The following is a 21,489-nucleotide window of genomic DNA, read 5'->3' as shown; positions in this document are numbered from 1 at the left end:
GACAGTAAGAGTTTGATTGGACAAAATTAAAAATGGGATGCGTTTTCGCACCCCACATTCATAGTTAAAGGAATTTGATATTAACAGCATTCGCTTTACCATTTTTAAACTTGTAACACTTCACTTTTTCGACTTTCTTTTCGACCGCTACAATGAAATGATATACCTCTGGATAAACCGAGGATTGAATATCATCTTTTGACGGCAGTGGGATGCCGTAAGGGTGTGAATGATATATGGCCAAAAACCTTTCTTTCTTCCTCTTCATTTTTCTGAAGACCGATTCCTGCTCCATGAGATCCATGGCAAAAGAATAAGGAGAAGGCTCAATATTTTTCATTGGCCATAACGTTATGCATGTTTGCCATTTCCCTGATATTAAGCCGCAGGCTTCATTTGGAAGTGTATTTCTTGCATGTGATACAAGGTCACTGTAAAGCTGTTTGGGAATATGAATACTTTCTTTAGGCGTTGCACCCGCAGCCTTTATACTTGAATTTCGTTCTTTTTGCTTCCATTTGGATTCTTTCTTCTTTCTTAATGCCCAAGGGCACACTTTTTTTCTGCTTATAAATTTGGTTCAGATCTTTGGATTGCATGATTATCCCCCCTTTCAACATCACCGCATATATTTATTTGGATTAAACATGGTCCGTTTCGCTTCAGAAGCCATGGGAATATGTCCATATTCATCAAATTGTGGATTCACCTGTGGTGCTTGCTTCTTTTGCTGCTTCATTTTATTATAGAGTTCGTTTTTCTTATTGGATTGGGAATGAAGATCTTTTCTAAGCCGATTCAATTCTTGTTCGAGTTCTACTTCACGCTGACTTTTTTCTTTTTGTTTACCAGTATATTTTTCATTTAATAAACTAATTTGTCTTTCAAGATCCTTTTCTCTTTGTTTAAAATCTTCCAATTGATTTTTCAGCGAATGAATCTCATCTTCATAAAGCCCCTCAATTTTCTTGATTTCGTCCTGTAAAGCTCCCATCTTCTGAATATACTTCTGAGTCGTTTCCTCCCTTTCTGTATTTTTTGCCAATGTTTCCTTCACATCGTTGAATTTAGCTGAATAAGATAACAACTGCTCTTCTATAAGATCCAGCTTTTTCAGGATTTCAGGATGATTGTTTCCCTCTTCTTTACCCCATAAAAAATTCCACACTTCTGTATACCACCTTTCTTTGATTCGACCCATGTATTGCTTTCTCTGCATTTGTAACCATTCCAGTTGTGTAATGAACCCGTTATGGTACATTTCAACTTCAATAGCCTTTTTTTTATCTGAATAGTAATACTCATTCGTTTCGATCAATAAAGAAATCGCTCTATTTTTTAATTGTTCAAGGTTTGTTTTCATTTCACTTTGAAAACTTTCGTAAATCACTCTTATTTCAGGGATGGATGCAGGAAGCAAATGATCTGTCACCTCCCACGAATTTTCATCGCTGATGATTTCTTCTCTCCATTCTTCCTGGAAAGTCATTTCGTTGTTTTCCATATCCTCCGCCGTCATCGTTTTATTCTGCTGCAATTGAATGTAGAGCTCATGCCTTACATTAACCTCTTGCAGTAAATATTCAATTTGTTCTGTCAGCATTTGGATGGTATGATGATTCTCCGCAATTTCCTGTTGATAGATCTTATGTTTCGATCTTTCCTTGGACAATTCTTCTGACACATTCTTAATTCGTGTTGAATAATGATGATATAGGGACTCCAGCTCTTCAGAGATCATATGAAGGTCATGCATAACCCCGGGCACATCTATGTCAGGTTTCCATTTGTTATCTCCCTCGCTCACTTGTCTCACCTCCAAAAAGTCCTTTATTTACATCATATGTACGGTTTGTTTACATGTTAAAAAAAAGGAGAGAGGTCACTCTCTCCTCAAGTTAATTAGGCGTCAATATCTCCAAGTAAATCTGCGAATGTTTCACATTCACCAAACTCAACCAATGCATCAACTACCCCACTATCAAAGATTACAACGTTCGCTGTATTTCTAAGGATCAAGCGGAATCCTTCAGTTGGAGCATCAAAGATTTGCAGTTCATAGAATAATTGTTCAGGTGCTCCGTCAAAGTAACGGATTCCTTCTCCAACTGCAGTAAGAGCATCGGTACCGCAAGTAACTCTGTCGATTGAAGATGGATCGAATGTGAAGCTGAAGTCAGGTTGGAATCCTGTTGCAGTAGGAGCAGGTGTCGGACCGACCTCTGTATCAGTGAAGGAGTAAGACCAAGTACTGTCTCCAAGAGAACATTCTTGACAGATTTCAGCTCTTAGAGTAGATAGACCTGTTACGAGGTCTGCTGTAGCGCCAGAACCGAATGTTGCTTCCGTATCTTCGTTTCTAGCAAGTGCAGTCGCCTGACATTCACAGTTAGCAACCGGGAATAAACCAGGGCATTGACGCGGGAATTCCAGTAAGCTCAGGTCACATTGAAGTCTTTCTTCTGGTACAGGAATGTTATTCGGACGTGGGAAACAGAATTTCGCCAATACTTCCAGTTTAACTGGGTATTCTACTTGAACATCTTTACAAAGCACTACTTTCAATGGAATCATTGGTCCAAATGGATCTGGTCCCATTAATACTCCACCAGAAGTGGCAATGACCTGTGTCGCTCTGATGTTTAAGTTTGCATTTGTAATTCCGACCGGTACACAAAGCATGATTTCATCTGTGAATTGAGTACGTACAGTGAAGGAGCATTCTGCTACTCCTGCAATAAGAATCGTTACTTCTACAGGAACTGTCCACACGATGAGAACCTTCCCTGGGTTTCCATTTTCGATAATTGAACCAGAAACACTGACATCAGCAGGATTTACTGGTGCAGTCTGAACCTCTACTCTTTGACCCGCTGCCAATGCTGCACTAACTGCTGCACGACATGCTTCATCTGGAATGAAATTCTTATTCTCGTATCTATTCGCGAAGAACACCCAGTCATATACTTTGTCTACGCGGATACATTCCGGTGCTAAATCATTGGGATCCAATGGAATCGGTGACGGTGATGGTGTCGGAGTCTGGGAACCCCTAATTTGTTTACGCTTCTTCAAACAAATCTTCCTTTCTGTTAATGAATATTTATATCACACTATATCCTATGGACGAGAAGGAATTTGGTATAGAGTAAACACCTATTTATTCAAAAAAAAATTAATAGGCGAATTAATAGTTTTTTGAATCCAATTGAAAAATAGGCTGATTCTATAGACGTTTGACAGTACATCAGCATCAAGTGCGTCATATCATATATCAAAAGGAAAGGAGGAATGAAATAAACAAATTGAATAAATATGCAACATCTTGAACATTACGATTTAACTTAAATTTTTATATATAGTGTGATTCAACTTTAATGGTTACGCTGCTTCCTTTAAATGAATATTACGAACGTGAACAATCGACTATCATTGCAATGATATTAATTATAAATATAAAAGCCATGTAAACGCTGGGAAGTTTACATGGCTTCTTTCATGGACAAATACCGTTCATCCCCATTCTTACATATACATATTAGAAAAATGGCCGAAAGGAGCTTACGTACGTGAGACAACTTTCAAACATCCAGCTCCAGCAGCAAATCATCCATTATAAATCTGAAATGGAAAAATACAAAAAGAAATGTGAAAGACTAGAAAACGGAAGCCGTGCCCAACATTATGTCTCCATCAAAAAAGAAAACGATCTATTACAAAGCCGTATACAAACCTATCTTCAGGAGCTTGAAATCCAGGCTTATGAAAGAAACACGGAATCCTCAAGATATCAAGCCCTTTTGTCTGCACAGGAAAGGGAAGTGAAAAAGCTCCGTTATATCCTGAACCAGGTTAAGGACCAGCTACAGACGTTCACGACTCATTATGTATCTGGTACAGAGAAACAAACGGAACAATTCCTTGATTCAAGAAGTTCACTGGAACACGAAATCCTGTCCTTACAAGTTGAGAACAGTTACTTACTAAAAGAGAAGGATTTTCTATTAAAGGCTAACCAAGAAGTACAAAAACAATTATATAAAAAAGAAATCCAAATATGGGAGCTTGAGGCGTTACTTGAGGATGTGAGAATAGAATTGGCGTCACGGGAGCATGATTTGCATATTGAGAAGTGTGTGAATGAGGATCAGATTCATCGTCTCCTGTATGACAATGAAACATTAAAAAATCGCCTCTACTTGAATGAGATCGAGTTATTTGAATCACATAATCTTCTGATGGAATCCAGGATACTATATGAATGGGTCAACAAGCGACAGAAAGAAGCTCTGGAACGTGCAGGGGAAGTTCAGAAGGATAATGAGTCATCCATTCAAAGGTTTCAGGAAGAATTAAAAAAAATGCAGGAGGATAAAAACAACTTTACCCGGTCACTTCAATCCGTCAGAATGAACATCAAAGACTTGAAGGATAAAGTATTTGTATACGATGAAGAAGAATCCATCTCCTCGAAAGACACTCTGAAAAATTATGAAAATACCATCCAGCATCTTCAATTCACCAATTCCCTCTTAAATGAAGAAATCAATAAATTAAAAAATAAACCGGGCCCCTAAAAAAAGGAGTCCGGTTTCTTCCATTACATAAATTCTTTCACTAATTCATCAAATTTACTTTCCTCTAATCTTAAATCATGAGTACTGAGAGGCTCTTCGGAATAACCTGACACAAGGTCCTGATACGATGGCTGTTCATTGTTTTGATAAATCAAACCAGTAACCAGTCCATCCTTCTCCATGACTGTATTCATGGCCTGCTCCCGATTTGACGGGTCATAACCTTCTACATCAGCGAGCTTAGTAAGGTTCTCTTTAAACCAATCGTACGTATTGATTTTATTATAAGTGACACAAGGGCTGAACACATTGATCAAGGAGAAACCTTTATGGTTAAGTCCCGCTTCGATTAAGGCCGTCAGTTCTTTCAAGTCAGAAGAGAAGCTTTGAGCGACAAAGGTTGCTCCTGCCGAAAGGGCCATTTCCATTGGGGAAAGCGCCTGTTCGATCGATCCCTGTGGCGTAGACTTGGTTTTGAAACCGGCAGACGAACGCGGTGACGTTTGTCCTTTTGTTAATCCATAAATTTGATTGTCCATTACAATGTATGTGACATCCACATTCCGGCGAATGGCATGGATCGTATGCCCAAGACCGATGGCGAATCCATCCCCATCCCCGCCTGAAGCGATGACGGTCAAGTCTTTATTGGCCATTTTCAATCCCTGGGCGATTGGAAGTGACCGCCCGTGGATTCCGTGAAAGCCGTAAGAATTGATGTATCCGGATATACGCCCTGAACATCCGATCCCTGAAACGACCGCTAACTGTTCCGGATCAAGTCCCACATTGGCAGAAGCCCGTTGGATCGCAGCCTGTACCGAGAAGTCCCCACATCCAGGACACCAGTTTGGTTTCACATTATTCCTGAAATCTTTGAAGGTAGCCATGGATCAGTTCAACTCCTTACATCTTGAATGAATTTCATTTGGTAAGTATGGTGTTCCATCATACTTTGTCATTTTAACGATTTTATTCCCGAAGCCTACATTCATTTTGATAATGTTGGCTAATTGACCGGTAGCGTTATTTTCAATTACAACCACTTTCTTCGCTGAATGCATAAGTGGCTCCAATTCATCGGACGGAAAAGGATGGATCAAACGGATATGAGCATGATTCACTTTCAATCCATCGCCTTCCAAACGACCCATCGATTCCTCAATTACTCCGCGTGTGGAGTTGAAACCTACTAATAACAAGTCAGCCTCTTCATGAGGGGCATGTGTGTGTATCGGATTTTGGAATTTGATATTCTCAAGTTTACGCATACGTTTATCCATCTGCGCCTGTCTGTTTACAGGAGATTCGGATGGCTTTCCGGTTTCATCGTGCTCAACGCCTGTAACATGATGGATCCCATTTTTCATACCAGGGATGACGCGGGGTGATACCCCATCTTCCGTCACTTCAAAGCGCTTATAATATTTCTTTGGTTCTAATTCTTCTAATTCAGATTCATTGGCTGCAAGCTTTCCTCTGCGTATTTCCACTTTACTATAATCAAGGGGTTCCACCGTTTGTTTACCTAAGGAAAGTTGCAGATCTGAAAGAATGATGACCGGGCATTGATACTCTTCCGCCAGGTTAAAAGCTTCCACTGTATCATAAAACGCTTCCTGAACGGTACTTGGTGCCAGGACGATTTTAGGAATTTCACCGTGAGTACCGTAAATCATCGCCATTAAATCGGATTGTTCCTGTTTCGTAGGCAACCCTGTAGACGGTCCCCCCCGCTGTGTATCCACCACAACAAGCGGCTGTTCTGTCATTCCGGATAGCCCGATTGCTTCCATCATAAGTGAGAGCCCTGGTCCAGCTGAAGCCGTGAAGGAACGGATCCCACCGTAGTTCGCCCCGATTGCCATAGTGGCAGCTGCGATCTCATCCTCCGTTTGGATGACGGTCCCACCGACCATCGGCAGCTTCTTGATGAGATACTCCATGATTTCAGATGCCGGTGTAATCGGATAAGCCGCCATCAATCGAACGCCTCCTGCGAGTGCACCCAGAGCTATGGCGTCGTTTCCGATCATGAACATACGTTTATTCCCATCTGCTTCTTTCAGTTGCAGGGAACCGACCTTGTCACCCAGTTCTGCTTTCATCGCAGCGAATCCCTGCTTGATCGCTTCCATATTTTTCTCAACGACCGTTTCACCTTTGCGACCAAAGATCTCTTCCACTACTTCCTTGAAAACGATTGGATCTAGATTGAGAACGGCACAGGTAGCCCCCACTGCCACCATGTTCTTCATGAGGGAAGTCCCGAGCTCCGTCGCTAATTCAGTGAAGGGAACAATGTAAAGGGAGGCATCTGTATCTTCAGGTTTCACAGGTTTGAACTTTGCATCGGCTATAATAACGCCATCGCTATGTAATTCTTTGTAATTCACATCAATCGTTTCCTGGTCAAATGCAACCAAAATATCTAAATCGTCCGCAATCGCACGTACTTGAGTGGTGCTTACACGAATCTTATTGTTTGTATGTCCTCCTTTAATACGAGAGGAGAAATGGCGATAACCATATAAGAAATACCCAAGGCGATTGAGGGCCATGGAAAAGATTTCACCTGTACTCTCAATACCTTCACCTTGCTGTCCGCCAACTTTCCATGAAAGCTGTTCCTTCATTCATTACACCCCTTCAATCATTATTTGCAACATCTATTGTTGAAGTATATTCTCTTCATTAGTATCAATCATCTATAAGCGATGCAGCATTTTCATATCATTTACTCTATCAGTTTATCACTTTTCTCTTTAAATCACTACTGTATTGAAGAGATTATCATTCGGAACACATTCATATTGCGAAAATGAGGATGGGACATATCTAATTCCAGTTCCTCTAAAGACGAACAATCAAACAAATAGTTAAGATCACTTGTTACACCGCTGTTGATTTCCGTGCAAGACTTCGCTTTCCTCGGGCGTTCGGCTAGCCTCCTCGTCACTGACGTTCCTGCGGGGTCTTACCTATTCCGCTTTTCCCGTAGGAGTCTTCGTCTTGCACTCCAATCAACAGCTAGAACCTGCTATATACATTGATTGCTATAGCAAGAATAACTTAGGCCCGGTATGTCGGAGCAGTATGGATCATTCACATCAGATAAGAAAGAGTATGTGTGTGATTAACTAAAATTCGTCACTGAAACTAATAGAATAGAAGTTGGTGTATGCAATGGTGGAGCAATTATAGTGAGACGCTTTCGCTTGGAAAGTTGATTGGAGTGGAAGGTGCTCGACTCCTGCGGGAATTGCGGGAAAGTTGAGACCCCGCAGGGCTAAGCCCGAGGAGGCTCAACTTACGCCCCGCGGAAAGCGAGCACCTGGAACGGAAATCAACCACTACTCACTACATCTAAAAATATGTACGCAAACAGCCAGATGATGAATTCGAACGATCTGATTTCAAAAAAAGAATTTCGAATGATCGTTCGGACTATCTTTTTAACTAAACAATTTTATCCCATCTTCATTTGTAATCAATCAGGCAGTCTCTTAAAGAAGTTCTGGAATAAGAACTTCCTCACTTGTTTTTCACTGTAGTATCGTTGGAGGGTGTTGATTAAGTTATCATAATGAATGTATGAGGATAGACCTTGTACGGTTTCTGTTATGCCGTCGAAATCGGAGCCAAATCCGATATGGTCCTCACCTCCGAGACTGCAGACATGTTCGATATGGCGGACTACATCGGAAATTTCCGCTGTCCCTTTCTTGTTTAAAAATGGTGGGACAAAGGTGATGCCCATTACGCTGTTTTTCTTGATGAGTGCCTCAATCTGATCATTTTTCAAGTTTCGTGGATTAGGACAGATCGAGTAGGCATTTGAGTGGGATGCTATCGGATATTCAGCTGAATCCACCACATCCCAGAATGCTTTTTCACATAGATGGGACACATCTGTCCAAAGTCTTTTCTCATTTAAGAAAGAGACGATTTCCTCCCCAAAGTTGGTCAGCCCGCCCCCTCTCGGTTCAAGGGCGCCATCTGCTGCTGCATTGGCCCAATTCCACGTCAAACCGACCGACCGGACTCCCAGCCTGTAAAGGATTTCGAGCTTCGTAAGATCCTCCTCCACTGCTTCTATACCTTCCAGTGTCAGCATTGCCCCTATTTCACCTTCTGAAAGACGCTCGATATCCTTTTTAGATGTAACGAATTTCATCTTTGGGTTTGGCTTAAGGATCCTATTATGAAAAATATTCACCATTTCAAGTGCTGCTTGAAACCGTTGCCCCGGCTTCAGGTAGGATGGGATATAGATTGCGAACAATTGTATTTTACTGCTGCTTTGAATGAGTTGAGGATACGTAATATGTAAGGAACCCTTCGATTGAAAGGCCCCACTCCCCGGCTCTAAATATAGCTTCATCAACACATCACAGTGTGCATCAAATATCATATTGGGTCTTCCTTTCCGTTTTTCTTCATAATATGTATATTTGTTCATAGTATAAAGGCTGTCCACTAAAGGGTCCCCTTTAATGAACAGCCTATGGTTTATTATCTTGGTTCCACAATTAACTTTATCGCCGTACGTTCTTCTCCATCGATCAGAATATCCGTAAATGCCGGGATACATATTAAATCTAAACCACTGGGAGCCACAAAGCCTCTTGCAATGGCGACAGCCTTGACGGCTTGATTTAAAGCTCCTGCACCGATTGCTTGAATTTCAGCTCCTCCTCTCTCACGAAGAACACCGGCGAGTGCACCAGCTACAGAATTAGGATTAGATTTTGCTGAAACTTTTAATATTTCCATTCCTTTTCCTCCTTGTCATTTCCCCCATACCGTATGTCCGTGGTAAAGAACAAACTTGGTATAAATGATTCCACTGATACTATATTCAGGAAATGGACAAATCATTCCGGTCACACCGAAAAAGGAAGGAAAACATTTAATATTCTGCCATAAATGGATGGTCTTCGTTGATCAATATGCGCTCGATTTTTTTCGCTTTCCCCGACTTTTGATCAATTTCGATTAAACAAGCACTCAGGATTTTACGTCCAGCCTTCGGTACTTCAAAACGAACAGGTAAACTCGTCTGGAATCTCCTTAGAACGGAATCCTTACTCATTCCAAGTACCTCATCGTATGGTCCTGTCATACCAACGTCACACATAAAGGCAGTCCCATTGGGAAGGATCCGGTTGTCCGCCGTTTGAACATGAGTGTGCGTTCCTATCACCGCAGAGACGCGTCCATCCAGAAACCAGCCTACAGCCTGCTTCTCACTTGTTGCCTCTGCATGAAAATCAACGAATATGACGGATGTTCTCTTTTTGGCCTCATCAACAAGCTCATCAAGAACTTTAAATGGATCATCGAGTGGAGGCATAAACGTCCTTCCTTGAGCGTTGATAACTGCAACCTCTTTGCCATACACTTCCGCAAACACTAAACCGCTGCCCGGCGTACCTTCAGGGAAATTGGCCGGCCTCACCATTTGTTTGGATGAATCGATAAAATTAAAGATATCCTTATTGTCCCAAGTGTGATTTCCCAGGGTGACCATATTGGCACCATCCCGTAAGAATTGTTTATATATTTTCTCAGTAATCCCTCTGCCTGATGCAGCATTCTCTCCATTTACGATTGTAAAATCCGGTGAATGCTTTTTCTTTAACTTAGGCAGGTATTCTGTAATCATCTCACGGCCCATTGAACCGACTACGTCTCCAACAAATAATATTTTCATGAAAGTTCCCTTCTCTATATGTATTAAGTCTTGTGGTTATTGTATCACAAATAACTTGTCGCCTATTCATCCTATTAAAATCCATCATTGATTCTGTAACGGAAATCATTTAAAGCGATAAAAAAAGCTGACTCGAAGGGGATATCCCTCCTCGAGTCAACCTCTTATTTTGCGTATTCGACGGCCCTTGTTTCACGGATGACCGTTACTTTAATATGGCCTGGATAGTCAAGCTCATCTTCAATACGTTTACGGATATCCCTTGCCAATCTATGCGATTCGAGATCGTCAATGGCTTCCGGTCTTACCATGATCCGTACTTCACGTCCTGCCTGGATTGCGAATGATTTCTCAACGCCTTCATATGACTCTGAAATTTCTTCCAGTTTCTCCAGTCGACGGATGTAGTTCTCAAGCGTCTCACTTCTTGCTCCAGGTCTTGCAGCAGATAAAGCATCAGCTGCTGCAACCAGTACGGCAATGATGGATGTCGGCTCTGTGTCTCCATGGTGAGAAGCAATACTGTTGATGACAACAGGATGCTCTTTGTACTTCGTTGCAAGTTCTACACCAATTTCGACGTGGCTTCCTTCCACTTCGTGATCGATCGCCTTACCGATGTCATGTAGCAATCCGGCGCGTTTGGCGAGTCTTTCATCCTCACCAAGCTCAGCTGCCAATAACCCGGACAGATAGGCCACTTCCATCGAGTGTTTTAAGACGTTCTGACCGTAACTTGTACGATACTTCAAACGTCCCAGGATCTTGATCAAATCCGGATGAAGCCCATGAACGCCCACTTCGAAGGTAGTCTGTTCACCAATTTCCCGGATATACTCATCCACTTCACGGCGGGATTTATCCACCATTTCTTCAATTCGTGCAGGGTGGATTCGTCCATCCTGAACTAATTTCTCTAATGCAATTCGAGCCGTTTCTCTACGAATCGGATCAAAACCAGAAAGAATAACCGCTTCAGGAGTATCATCAATAATCAAATCAATACCCGTAAGTGTTTCCAGCGTACGAATGTTACGTCCTTCCCGCCCAATAATTCGACCTTTCATCTCATCATTCGGTAGATTCACAACACTGACCGTCGTTTCTGCCACATGTTCAGCAGCACAACGTTGAATAGCCAGTGAAAGGACTTCTTTCGCCTTCTTATCTGCATCTTCCTTCGCGCGGGTTTCATGTTCTCTGACCATGATGGCGATATCATGGGAGAGTTCATTTTCAACGCGGTCAAGAATGATTCCTTTCGCTTCATCACGAGTCAGGCTCGAGATACGCTCTAGCTCTGTTTGCTGTGATCGTACCATCTCGTCCACTTTGCTTTCCATCTCTTCAATATGTTGTTGTCTCTCGTTAAGAGTCCCCTCTTTTCTCTCGAGTAAGCCTTCACGCTTATCAAGCGTTTCATCTTTTCGATCGAGGTTTTCCTCTTTTTGCATCAAACGATTTTCTTGTTTTTGCAATTCATTTCTTCGTTCACGAAGGTCGTTTTCCATTTCAGTGCGAAGTTTATGATTTTCGTCCTTTGCTTCCAAAAGTGCTTCTTTCTTCAGAGCATCTGCCTCGCGCTTCGCATCTTCTAAAATCTGCTCCGCTGAACCTTTAGCACCAGCAATCTTTGCTTCAGCAATGGACTTACGAATTAGGTATCCAACAACTACACCGACGATTAGGCCAAGCAAAATGAAGATGATTGTAATAGGTTGCATTATTTCACCTCCTCTTGCTATGAACTGTCATGTTTTTTACATGTCGGCTTGTACATTGCTCACTTGAACAAAATATACAGCGCTAGGCTTTCAAATATTCATTCGAAAAATTTGTAAAATATACATGTTAATTTTAAATCTCTGAAAATTTATTGTCAAGGGGTTGAGCCCTCTATCACTAGATTTCTCAAGGGTTTTTTTGCAATCGACAAAAATTGACACTGTCGCATTGGGCTTGTGGATGATTTTTAACCAAAACCAACTTTTTCATTTAATTTTGAGAAGTTTGGAGACAAACAGTGATTCACGGTATGTATAACCTGGTTGATATCGATTACCCACCATTTTAAGAGAAAAGGGCTTGCTACTATTTTCCACCAAAACGCCTATTCCCATACATAATAAAGAGAAGCAAACCAAATCACGTCTGCTTCTCTTTCCTCACTTAGTCTTCCAGAAGACTCAATTCACCTTGATCGTCCGTTTCGGCACGGCCTGTATCCAACCCGTAATGTTCACGGATCTTCAGCATGATTTCATTACGGATCTCAGGATTCTCTTTCAGGAAGATCTTTGCGTTCTCACGTCCTTGACCTAGGCGCTCTTCGTTGTAGGAGTACCAGGCACCGCTCTTTTGGACGATGTCCAATTCAGACCCAAGATCGACGATTTCACCTTCTTTGGAGATTCCTTCCCCGTACATGATGTCCACTTCGGCTACACGGAAAGGTGGTGCCACTTTATTTTTCACTACTTTGATCTTTGTTTTATTCCCTACCATTTCATTCCCCTGCTTAAGGGTTTCGGCACGACGGACTTCCAAACGTACGGAAGAATAGAACTTCAGTGCGCGTCCACCGGGAGTCGTTTCAGGGTTACCGAACATGACACCGACCTTCTCACGGATCTGGTTAATGAAGATCGCGATAGTCTTCGACTTATTGATGGCACCTGAGAGTTTACGAAGGGCCTGTGACATTAAACGGGCTTGAAGACCTACGTGAGCATCTCCCATCTCCCCTTCGATTTCCGCTTTCGGTACAAGGGCAGCCACAGAGTCGACAACGATGGCATCCACCGCGCCGCTTCGTACAAGTGCTTCAGCGATTTCCAATGCCTGTTCACCTGTATCTGGTTGTGAAAGCAATAATTCATCTATGTTTACCCCAAGCTTTTGAGCATACTCGGGATCAAGTGCGTGCTCAGCATCGATGAATGCTGCCTGCCCGCCCTGAGCCTGAACCTCTGCTATCGCATGAAGTGCCACTGTTGTTTTACCGGATGATTCGGGACCATATACCTCAATGATCCTTCCACGTGGATATCCGCCTATTCCAAGAGCAGCGTCCAGTGCAAGTGAACCACTTGGACATGTTACTACGTTTCTGTCCGTTTTCTCCCCAAGCTTCATGATTGAGCCTTTACCAAACTGCTTTTCTATTTGTTTTAACGCCATATCTAAGGCTGCTTTACGATCGCTCACAAATCTTCCTCCTTTGAATATAAATCTTGTAATCGACAACTTATAAGTTTGTCTCAAATCCAACCTATCTATACTATAAACGTTTTTATTAGAGAAAACAAGAAAAAAATCGAACATTCATTCGGTTTTTTTCTTTGGGTGTGCCGGAGTAAAAAAAGATAAAAAGCTGCCTTCAAAAAGAAGACAGCCTCTTCAAACTAACTCAGTTCTTTAATTAAATAGTGCCAACCATACTTCGCCGTCCTCATCCGGTTCCCATTCCGGCCACCGCCAAGGTTTAATAGATATGCCTTGGTCGTTCCATCCTTCATAGATAATCCAATCCAGACGGTCCCTGCAGGATGACCTTCGTGAGCGTCGGGTCCTGCTACACCTGTAAAGCTGATCCCTATGTCAGTGGAAAACAGCTCTCTAACGTTTTCAGCCAGTTCCCGTGCACATTGCTCACTGACTGCTGAATGCTGTTTCAGTGTACGGTCATTAACAGATAAAATCCTTTTCTTGATCTCATCCTGATAGCAGATCACCCCGCCGCTCAAAACGTCCGATGCCCCGGGAATAGACGTCAGTTGAGCCTGAAACAGTCCACCAGTCAAACTTTCTGCGCATGATAGGGTAAGTCCCTTCTCTTTTAATAAATGGACCCCCACTTCAACAAGGGAATCCTGATTATAACCGTAGAAATATTCCCCCACCCTGTTCAAGATCTTTTCTTCAACCGAATCCAATAATGACACGGCAATATCCCTTGACTCGTGCTTAGCCGTAAGCCTCAAGGTCACTTCCCCGTCACCAGCGAGAGGGGCGATAGTCGGATTGGTTTGCCTGTCGATCAGATCTTCTAATTCCGTTTCGAGCTCTGCTTCCCCGATGCCAAAGAAACGAAGTACCCGTGAATGGATGACTTCTTTCTTCTTCATCAAGTTCAGGATTGCCTGTTTGCCGTGCTTATCGAACATCGGCCTCATTTCAGACGGCGGACCGGGGAGAAGCATATAGGCATTCCCGTCCTTTTTCAACAGCATCCCCGGAGCCATGCCGTGTTCGTTCTTCAATACATGGGCCCCGGATAATATGAGGGCTTGTTTTTCATTATTGGGAGTCATTTCACGATTGACCTTCTGAAAATAGCCTTTTATCGATTCCAATGCGTCATGATCCATGCTTAAATTCGTTCCTAAAGCATGGGCGATCGTTTCTTTCGTCAGATCATCCTTTGTGGGTCCAAGGCCTCCAGTAAAGATCAATATGTCCGCCCGCTTCTTTGCTACCTCAATGACCTGCTGTAAACGGGCAGGGTTATCCCCCACACTTGTGTGATAATACACGTTCACTCCCATCTCAGCCAACTGTTCGGAAATGAATTGAGCATTGGAATTGACGATTTGTCCGAGCAATAATTCGGACCCAACCGCTATTATTTCTGCATTCATATGTATTCCCCCTAAAATATGGTGAAAAGAAGGGGATGATTCTATTTGAATCAATCCCCTGGTGTACACTGTTATTTCGAATTCACAAATGCTTTTTTATTATGTTTAAAATAATCCCATCCCGACCAAATGGTAAGGAACATAGCCACCCATAGAGCGATCGTAGCAAATGGGAGATTGATCAGTTCGAAAATGGCGTTATGAAGAAGAAGGGCTGATATGGCAATGATCTGTGCCCAGGTCTTGATCTTACCGAGTTGACCTGCAGCAACCACTTCCCCTTCCCCTGCTAATACGAGACGAAGCCCTGTTACGGCAAACTCACGACTGATGATGATGATGACGATCCACGATGGAGCAAGACCCATCTCGACAAGTACGATTAAAGCTGCCGATACAAGCAGTTTATCTGCCAGCGGATCCAAGAATTTCCCCAGATTTGTAACAAGGTCAAGTTTCCTGGCATAATACCCGTCGATCCAATCCGTCGTTGCCGCTATGATAAAAATCAAAGCTCCTACAAAATGCTTCACCGGCATTTCCGCCCCAAGAAACATCATCTCACCCCAATTTAAAGGTGCAAGCATGATGATTAAAAATAATGGAATTAAAAATATCCTTGATACTGTAATCTTATTAGGTAAGTTCACCTTTCTACCTCCAATGCTTTAAAAACGCGTATACCATTAGTATGTAAGAAAAAGGAGTTATTAAAACTCCTCCCGTTTCAATTATTGTTCTTGCGGTGCGTAATTGATGATGATATCCTGCCTGACGACATCAGTTGCAGAAACTTTATATTCAAGCTTTTTACCGTTAACGAGGATATCTGTATTTGACGCATTACCGATGACAAGGTAAGCCTGTTTATCAGAGGAAAGGTCAAATTCCTTTTTATTATCCTTTTTCAGCAATCCTTCAAATAGCAATTCATCTTCGGTATTATACACTCCTACCCATGTATCTCCGCCCGCAGCCAACTGAAGCTTGAATTCATCGGCGTTTTTCAGCTCATAGGTCGTTTTATAACCTGAGGTATTCACTGCTTCTAAGGATTGTTCCGTCTTTTGGTCCTTCTCTTGATCAGCTTCTTGATCGTCTGATGATTTCGGTTCTTCGGTCTGTTCTTGATCATTTGTTTCATCTTCAGGCTTCTCGCCCTCAGCACTCTTATTCTCATCAACATCTACTTGTGTCTGGTTTTCTTCCTGATTGGACTCAGGGGCCTTGTCCCCTACTTTCCCTTGCCAAAATACCCACACGGCAACAAGTGCACCGATGACAAACAGTGCAATGAGGAGCTTCGGTAAAAAGTCAAATACCTTTGTCGAGCTCTCTGAAACACTCTTACGTGACTGCACCCTTGAAAGGGAAACTGGTATTTCATCTTCATAGGTCGTCGGGATTTCAGCCTTGTGTTCCTCAAAAATCACTTCAGGAGGAAGTCCGACCGCTTCACAATATTGCTTAATGAATGCGCGCACGTAGAATTTACCCGGCATTGCATCATAATTGCCTTCTTCGATCCCGATCAAATAGCGTTTTTGAATTTTTGTTATCCTTTGTAAATCATCAAGGCTGTAATCCTTAGCCTCTCGAGCTTCCTTTAAACGATTTCCTAATTCCGTCACTACTTAACACCTTCCAATATTAAAAATCAAAACCTCCAAAATCGGAATTTTGAAATAGATTATTTTGTTCCACTAATTCGTATGTAATTTCTTCATCAGGATCGTTTCTAAGTTCAATGATATAATCAAAATCTTCAAGTGAATATTCAGAGTTTTGAACGAATACATCAGGATGTTCGATTACTTTCACAGCAGGTAACCTCATGATTTCCCTCACCAGCTGCCAATGCTTCTCACTTGCACGGCGTGTAGAAACGATGCCGTCTATAATAAACAAGTTCTCAGCGGAATACTCGTCTTCAATGAGTTTGCTCCGTATCGTTTGCTTTAATAAAGTAGAAGAGACAAAAAGCCACTTCTTATTTGCACATACACTTGATGCCACGATTGATTCTGTCTTCCCTACCCGGGGCATCCCTCTGATCCCGACAAGCTTGTGACCTTCCTGCTTAAATAATTCAGCCAAAAAATCAACCAGTAAACCGAGCTCATCACGAACAAATCGAAACGTTTTCTTGTCGTCGGCATCTCGCTGGATATAACGACCGTGACGCACAGCAAGCCGGTCTCTTAATTTAGGTTCCCGGAGTTTTGTCACATTGATTGTATCCATCGTTTGAAGGATGGACTCAAGCCTCATGATCTGTTCATCATTATTGGCAAGGAGAAGCATTCCCCTTCTTCCTTCATCCACACCATTTATCGTCACTATATTGATAGAAAGCATTCCTAATAATGAGGAAATATCACCTAAGAGGCCGGGACGATTTTTTTGTATTTCGTATTCTAAATACCATTCTTTGCGTTCCATCGTTTACCTCCCCGGAAAAATGTGACATCCCATTTCGATATAAATTGACATATTTCGAAAAGTTATTTTAACATCTAGGTATTATAATAAATGATTTCCTGCTAATAGAAAAGCAAAACCTACATAAATATGTACAATTTCTCATTCATACGAAAAATGATAACTTGAAGTCCAATATTGTATTGGGGTGAGTCATTCCCCATAAGAAAAAGGAGAGGGAAATCCCTCTCCTTAACGACTACCGTTATTATTAACAAGCTTAACCATCATATTGGCGATGGCGTGTTGCTCTTCTGGAGACGCGACTGACCATAAATCCGCTAATACTTTTTCCTGATCGTTCTTAGCTTCAACTTGATTGGCTAAGTAATCACCAATTTGGTAAGCCAAGTCATTTACCGTTTCGTGCTCCATGCCACTGTGTTCTGCCTGGTTTAGGCGATCCCCTAAAAAGTTTTTCCAATCAGACCAGTTATCTAATACAGACATTTGTCATGACCTCCTTTATTGAAATACAACCTTAGTTTGTATCCCGGAGGAAAAATTATGCGCTGGAATCATTTGATTGAAAAATTTTTTATGTGTGCCATCCCCCGTTGACGGAAAGGGTCTGGCCGGTAATATAAGAAGCCCTGGACGAAAGAAGGAACTGAATGGAGTCAGCAATTTCACCCGGATAAGCAAACCGGCCCATAGGGATTTCTTCTCGTATCGTATCTTTATCTTCATCCGTAAACGCGTCCATCATGGACGTATCAACGGCCCCGGGAGCAACGGCGTTTATCCTTACACCGCTTAATGCAAGCTCTTTACCCAAGGATTTTACAAATGCTATTTGGGCCCCTTTGACAGTTGAATATACAACCTCACAGGCAGCTCCAATCTGTCCCCAAATCGAACTAACCATGACGACCGCTCCTTTACGGTCAATCAGCTTCGGCAGGAGTTTTTGAACGAGGAGCAACGGACTTTTGACATGAAGGTTGATCATCTGATCCAGATCGTCTTCTGCAAGGTCCTGGAAGAGCCCCCAGGTAGAATTCCCGCTGCAGTAAATGATTGCATCGAGCCGGAATATGGAATGGACAAGATCCCCCACTTCATCCGGGTTGGCAAGATTCCCCTGGATGGGGATTGCCTCCACCCCTAACGCTTCGACTTTTTGAACCAAGTCCTTCATTGCCCCTTCATTTGAATGATAATGCAAGTATAGATTCCATCCCTCTTCTGCCAAAAGAAGAGCAGTACTACTCCCGATTCCACCAGATGCTCCTGTAATTAATACATATTTCATTGGTTTCACTCCAAACGTCATTCACATAAATAGAGGAACTATCCAATTAAAGGATAGCTCCCCTTCCATCATGATTTAGGTACGACCTGACATACAGTAAATCGTTCTTCACTGATAATGGACTCCGCAACCGCCTGTATATCATCATATTCCAACGTTTCAAGGGTAGGCACGACTTCAAATAAATCCATCTCATTAAAGGCATAGCGGGTAAATTGATTCGCAATATACTCAGGGGAATTAATGGCACGCAGGAATGCCCCAATCTTCTTCTTCTTGGTTCTCTCAAGACCTTCCTCAGTAAAAAGAGATTCCCCTTTCGCTTTTAAAAGCAGCGATTGAACCTTCTCAGAAAGCTCATCCGGCTTTTCCGTATCTCCACCGACCGTTAGGAAACCAAAGCCATTTTCCTGAGTATAGTCATAATGGAATGTTTCATCGATTAATCCATCATTATAAAGTTCGGAATAGTACGGTGAACTCTTTCCGAACAGCATATCAAGGAAAACATTCATGGAAAGCTCCTGTCTAAGCATTTCCCGACCCTGCTGGATTGGTTCCGGGGCTTTCAGACCGACGAGACACTTAGGACTTTGGACGTTCATCTTAAGGACCTGTTTTTTCTCCGCTACCGTCTCTGGTTCATCCTCGAATTTACGCTTGATTTCAGGCATTTTTTCATAATCCTTCTTTTCCTGATTCGAACGGACTTGATTCATGATCTGTTCGGGATCGACTGACCCAACCACGAATAAGAGCATATTGCTTGGATGGTAGAATGTATTATAACACTGATAGAGCATATCCTTTGTTATCGGGGTGATGGATTCGATCGTTCCTGCAATATCGATCTTCACAGGATGATTTTTGTACATATTCTGGATGACCCCGAAGTATAATCGCCAATCGGGATTATCATCATACATGGTAATTTCCTGACCGATGATGCCTTTTTCCTTTTCCACCGTTTTCTCTGTAAAATACGGATCTTGAACGAAATCGATGAGTGTTTCTAAATTCCGTTCTACGTTGGTCGTACTCGAGAACAGATAAGCTGTCCTTGTAAACGAAGTGAAAGCATTGGCGGATGCCCCTTGCTTACTGAATTGCTGGAAGACATCTCCATCTTCCTTTTCAAACAGTTTATGCTCTAAGAAATGGGCGATTCCATCGGGCACTTTCACGAATTCATCTTCATCCAAAGGGACAAAATGATTGTCGATGCTTCCATATTTCGTTGTAAATGTTGCATACGTCTTGTTAAAACCTTTTTTCGGGAGGATGTATACGTCCAACCCATTAGACATTTTTTCATAATACAAATTCTCTTGTAATTGATCGAAGGAAATTTTCTTCATCTTTATCCCTCCATTCCTGTTAGAAAGTAGATCGTATCAAGTTCAACTTTATTTGCGGCTTTTACGATATCTTCTTTAGTTGTCTTTTCAATCTCATCCAACCAATGTTTCAGGTCGATCTCTTCATGGGCTACGGCATTATGGTAAAGTACTTCGACCAACCCTCTTGAGGTATCGATGGTTTCAAGGAGCTGGTTACGGATGACCGCTTTTGTCTGGTCGATTTCCCCATCGGTGAAGTCTCCATCCTTCATTGCCTGGAGCTGTTCGTTAATGATTCCTACCGCTTGATCATACTTGTCAAATTCGATTCCGGACATGACCATCAATAAACCTTTATGACTTTCGAGGCGGCTCGCAGCATAATATGCGAGGCTAGCTTTCTCCCTCACATTGATGAACAATTTGGAATGGGAGAATCCACCGAATATTCCATTGAATACTTGAAGCGCGAAATAATCTTCGTCGCCATATTGAGTATGTGTACGGTAGCCCATGTTCAGCTTCCCTTGTTTCACATCCTGCTTTTCTTTTACGACGTTTTCATTTTCCTTTTGCTTCACAAGAGAAGCATCCACTTGTTGAGGAGTACGTTCATTCAATTGGAGTAATTGATCACAAAGGCTTTCAACCTCTTTAACATCGACATCACCGATTACATAAATGTCAAACTGATCTTCCGCCATCACTTTTTGATAATATTCATATAAACTCTTTGCAGTAGTGGACTCCACTTCTTCACTTACACCGTTTACATGGAGGGCGAAACGTTCACCTTTACACATTTCTTCCACCAGTCGTGAATTGGCATAGCGCATTTTATCGTCATATACTGCTTGGATTCTAACCTTTTGGTTCCGTTTTTCTTTTTCGACTGTTTTCTTGTCAAACTCGTTATTTTCAATATGAGGGTTCTGAAGGACATCTGCAAGGAATTCGATTCCTTTTTGAAGCAGGGGTTCAGAATCCTTCAAAAACTTTTCGTTGGCGATTTCAACAGACATACTGACCACATGGTACTCACCTTTTTTACCTAAGTCCACAAAGAAGTTCGCTCCATATAACTCATCCAGATGGGAACGTAACTCCGTAGTGCTCTGATAGGTCTTCGTGCTGCTCTGCATCACGTGAGGCAGCAATCCCCGTAAAGTGACTGTTTCGGGGTCGAGGGGGGCTTTCATCTTTAATACGAGGCTATTGGTTTTATACTTATCCGTTTGAACGATATGTAGCGTGTAACCAGGCTTCTTCTTCACTATTTCGTTTATGGCTGTCATCGTACCGTCCTCCTTAGTTCCATACTTCCATCGATTTACATGCAAAATTAATAAACACCTTTATTGTGCGGTATTTATGTATAACTATACATGTAGAGAGAGATTGATTTCAAGCATCTTCCTCTGTTGGTAAAATACACTTTTGAATAAACCATTATATGCATATGGATTTCCCTTTATGTTTG

The 21,489-nt window shown here is 42.1% G+C and carries 20 protein-coding genes and 1 pseudogene; 1 reads left to right on the top strand and 20 read right to left on the bottom strand.

The window, feature by feature from the left end:
- Positions 1–64 precede the first annotated feature (64 nt).
- The 4 genes from M1J35_RS12655 to M1J35_RS12645 form a co-directional block, all read right to left on the bottom strand.
- The gene (locus M1J35_RS12655) at positions 65–451 is read right to left on the bottom strand and encodes a M67 family metallopeptidase (protein ID WP_254653751.1); all 387 of its coding nucleotides are present in this window, start codon (positions 449–451) and stop codon (positions 65–67) included.
- Between the two features lie 13 nt (positions 452–464).
- Positions 465–599 carry a hypothetical protein gene (locus tag M1J35_RS22700; protein ID WP_256504077.1) on the bottom strand — a complete coding sequence of 45 codons (135 nt, stop codon included), beginning with the start codon at positions 597–599 and terminating at the stop codon, positions 465–467.
- A gap of 20 nt (positions 600–619) precedes the next feature.
- Positions 620–1,807, bottom strand: a complete 1,188-nt coding sequence (locus tag M1J35_RS12650; RefSeq protein ID WP_254651356.1) for a coiled-coil domain-containing protein — start codon at positions 1,805–1,807, stop codon at positions 620–622.
- A 95-nt stretch (positions 1,808–1,902) separates the two neighbouring features.
- Positions 1,903–3,075 carry a BMQ_0737 family morphogenetic spore coat protein gene (locus M1J35_RS12645; RefSeq protein WP_254651355.1) on the bottom strand — a complete coding sequence of 391 codons (1,173 nt, stop codon included), beginning with the start codon at positions 3,073–3,075 and terminating at the stop codon, positions 1,903–1,905.
- Between the two features lie 494 nt (positions 3,076–3,569).
- Here M1J35_RS12645 and M1J35_RS12640 point away from each other — a divergent pair, with 494 nt between their 5' ends.
- Positions 3,570–4,577, top strand: a complete 1,008-nt coding sequence (locus tag M1J35_RS12640; RefSeq protein WP_254651354.1) for a hypothetical protein — start codon at positions 3,570–3,572, stop codon at positions 4,575–4,577.
- A 23-nt stretch (positions 4,578–4,600) separates the two neighbouring features.
- On the opposite strand, the gene M1J35_RS12635 is transcribed toward M1J35_RS12640, so the two are convergent.
- The 16 genes and pseudogenes from M1J35_RS12635 to yfmF all read right to left on the bottom strand — a co-directional run bounded on the left by M1J35_RS12635 (position 4,601) and on the right by yfmF (position 21,304).
- A complete protein-coding gene (locus M1J35_RS12635) occupies positions 4,601–5,467 on the bottom strand; it encodes a 2-oxoacid:ferredoxin oxidoreductase subunit beta (protein ID WP_254651353.1) in 867 nt (288 codons plus the stop codon).
- A gap of 3 nt (positions 5,468–5,470) precedes the next feature.
- Entirely contained in the window at positions 5,471–7,213 is a 1,743-nt protein-coding gene (locus tag M1J35_RS12630; RefSeq protein WP_254651352.1) for a 2-oxoacid:acceptor oxidoreductase subunit alpha, read from the bottom strand.
- Positions 7,214–7,350: 137 nt separating this feature from the next.
- A pseudogene (locus M1J35_RS22840) lies at positions 7,351–7,604 on the bottom strand (hypothetical protein).
- A gap of 463 nt (positions 7,605–8,067) precedes the next feature.
- Positions 8,068–8,991, bottom strand: coding sequence for a dipeptidase (locus tag M1J35_RS12625; RefSeq protein ID WP_254653750.1), 924 nt, complete (start codon positions 8,989–8,991; stop codon positions 8,068–8,070).
- A 101-nt stretch (positions 8,992–9,092) separates the two neighbouring features.
- Positions 9,093–9,353 carry a stage V sporulation protein SpoVS gene (gene spoVS / locus M1J35_RS12620; RefSeq protein ID WP_034760060.1) on the bottom strand — a complete coding sequence of 87 codons (261 nt, stop codon included), beginning with the start codon at positions 9,351–9,353 and terminating at the stop codon, positions 9,093–9,095.
- 136 nt (positions 9,354–9,489) lie between these two features.
- Positions 9,490–10,293 carry a TIGR00282 family metallophosphoesterase gene (locus tag M1J35_RS12615; RefSeq protein WP_254651351.1) on the bottom strand — a complete coding sequence of 268 codons (804 nt, stop codon included), beginning with the start codon at positions 10,291–10,293 and terminating at the stop codon, positions 9,490–9,492.
- Positions 10,294–10,457: 164 nt separating this feature from the next.
- On the bottom strand, positions 10,458–12,017 hold the full coding sequence (gene rny / locus M1J35_RS12610) for a ribonuclease Y (protein WP_034760066.1): 1,560 nt from the start codon (positions 12,015–12,017) through the stop codon (positions 10,458–10,460).
- Positions 12,018–12,462: 445 nt separating this feature from the next.
- Positions 12,463–13,500: a recombinase RecA gene (gene recA / locus M1J35_RS12605; protein WP_034760069.1), complete on the bottom strand. Its 1,038-nt coding sequence runs from the start codon at positions 13,498–13,500 to the stop codon at positions 12,463–12,465.
- 197 nt (positions 13,501–13,697) lie between these two features.
- On the bottom strand, positions 13,698–14,933 hold the full coding sequence (locus tag M1J35_RS12600) for a competence/damage-inducible protein A (RefSeq protein WP_254651350.1): 1,236 nt from the start codon (positions 14,931–14,933) through the stop codon (positions 13,698–13,700).
- A 71-nt stretch (positions 14,934–15,004) separates the two neighbouring features.
- Positions 15,005–15,583: a CDP-diacylglycerol--glycerol-3-phosphate 3-phosphatidyltransferase gene (gene pgsA / locus M1J35_RS12595; protein WP_254651349.1), complete on the bottom strand. Its 579-nt coding sequence runs from the start codon at positions 15,581–15,583 to the stop codon at positions 15,005–15,007.
- An 81-nt stretch (positions 15,584–15,664) separates the two neighbouring features.
- Positions 15,665–16,564 carry a helix-turn-helix domain-containing protein gene (locus M1J35_RS12590; RefSeq protein WP_224520231.1) on the bottom strand — a complete coding sequence of 300 codons (900 nt, stop codon included), beginning with the start codon at positions 16,562–16,564 and terminating at the stop codon, positions 15,665–15,667.
- Between the two features lie 19 nt (positions 16,565–16,583).
- A complete protein-coding gene (locus M1J35_RS12585) occupies positions 16,584–17,375 on the bottom strand; it encodes a DUF3388 domain-containing protein (protein WP_034760078.1) in 792 nt (263 codons plus the stop codon).
- Positions 17,376–17,606: 231 nt separating this feature from the next.
- Positions 17,607–17,864 carry a DUF3243 domain-containing protein gene (locus tag M1J35_RS12580; RefSeq protein WP_034760081.1) on the bottom strand — a complete coding sequence of 86 codons (258 nt, stop codon included), beginning with the start codon at positions 17,862–17,864 and terminating at the stop codon, positions 17,607–17,609.
- Between the two features lie 88 nt (positions 17,865–17,952).
- Positions 17,953–18,669: an elongation factor P 5-aminopentanone reductase gene (gene ymfI / locus M1J35_RS12575; RefSeq protein ID WP_254651348.1), complete on the bottom strand. Its 717-nt coding sequence runs from the start codon at positions 18,667–18,669 to the stop codon at positions 17,953–17,955.
- 68 nt (positions 18,670–18,737) lie between these two features.
- Positions 18,738–20,027, bottom strand: coding sequence for an EF-P 5-aminopentanol modification-associated protein YfmH (gene yfmH, locus M1J35_RS12570; RefSeq protein WP_254651347.1), 1,290 nt, complete (start codon positions 20,025–20,027; stop codon positions 18,738–18,740).
- A 2-nt stretch (positions 20,028–20,029) separates the two neighbouring features.
- A complete protein-coding gene (gene yfmF / locus M1J35_RS12565; protein WP_254651346.1) occupies positions 20,030–21,304 on the bottom strand; it encodes an EF-P 5-aminopentanol modification-associated protein YfmF in 1,275 nt (424 codons plus the stop codon).
- Between the last annotated feature and the right edge of the window lie 185 nt (positions 21,305–21,489).

It is taken from the genome of Rossellomorea sp. KS-H15a (genome assembly GCF_024195245.1).
In the GTDB taxonomy this organism is placed as follows: Bacteria; Bacillota; Bacilli; order Bacillales; family Bacillaceae_B; genus Rossellomorea; species Rossellomorea vietnamensis.
This window is presented reverse-complemented; position numbering and strand designations above follow the sequence as displayed.

What these genes read in the sequence shown, in the direction of transcription:
- M1J35_RS12625 (WP_254653750.1), bottom strand. Translation starts at nt 8,991, where the DNA reads ATGATATTTGATGCACACTGTGATGTGTTGATGAAGCTATATTTAGAG.
- yfmF (WP_254651346.1), bottom strand. Translation starts at nt 21,304, where the DNA reads ATGACAGCCATAAACGAAATAGTGAAGAAGAAGCCTGGTTACACGCTA.
- spoVS (WP_034760060.1), bottom strand. Translation starts at nt 9,353, where the DNA reads ATGGAAATATTAAAAGTTTCAGCAAAATCTAATCCTAATTCTGTAGCT.
- M1J35_RS12630 (WP_254651352.1), bottom strand. Translation starts at nt 7,213, where the DNA reads ATGAAGGAACAGCTTTCATGGAAAGTTGGCGGACAGCAAGGTGAAGGT.
- ymfI (WP_254651348.1), bottom strand. Translation starts at nt 18,669, where the DNA reads ATGAAATATGTATTAATTACAGGAGCATCTGGTGGAATCGGGAGTAGT.
- M1J35_RS12580 (WP_034760081.1), bottom strand. Translation starts at nt 17,864, where the DNA reads ATGTCTGTATTAGATAACTGGTCTGATTGGAAAAACTTTTTAGGGGAT.
- M1J35_RS22700 (WP_256504077.1), bottom strand. Translation starts at nt 599, where the DNA reads ATGCAATCCAAAGATCTGAACCAAATTTATAAGCAGAAAAAAAGTGTG.
- M1J35_RS12600 (WP_254651350.1), bottom strand. Translation starts at nt 14,933, where the DNA reads ATGAATGCAGAAATAATAGCGGTTGGGTCCGAATTATTGCTCGGACAA.
- rny (WP_034760066.1), bottom strand. Translation starts at nt 12,017, where the DNA reads ATGCAACCTATTACAATCATCTTCATTTTGCTTGGCCTAATCGTCGGT.
- M1J35_RS12615 (WP_254651351.1), bottom strand. Translation starts at nt 10,293, where the DNA reads ATGAAAATATTATTTGTTGGAGACGTAGTCGGTTCAATGGGCCGTGAG.
- M1J35_RS12585 (WP_034760078.1), bottom strand. Translation starts at nt 17,375, where the DNA reads ATGGAACGCAAAGAATGGTATTTAGAATACGAAATACAAAAAAATCGT.
- yfmH (WP_254651347.1), bottom strand. Translation starts at nt 20,027, where the DNA reads ATGAAGAAAATTTCCTTCGATCAATTACAAGAGAATTTGTATTATGAA.
- M1J35_RS12635 (WP_254651353.1), bottom strand. Translation starts at nt 5,467, where the DNA reads ATGGCTACCTTCAAAGATTTCAGGAATAATGTGAAACCAAACTGGTGT.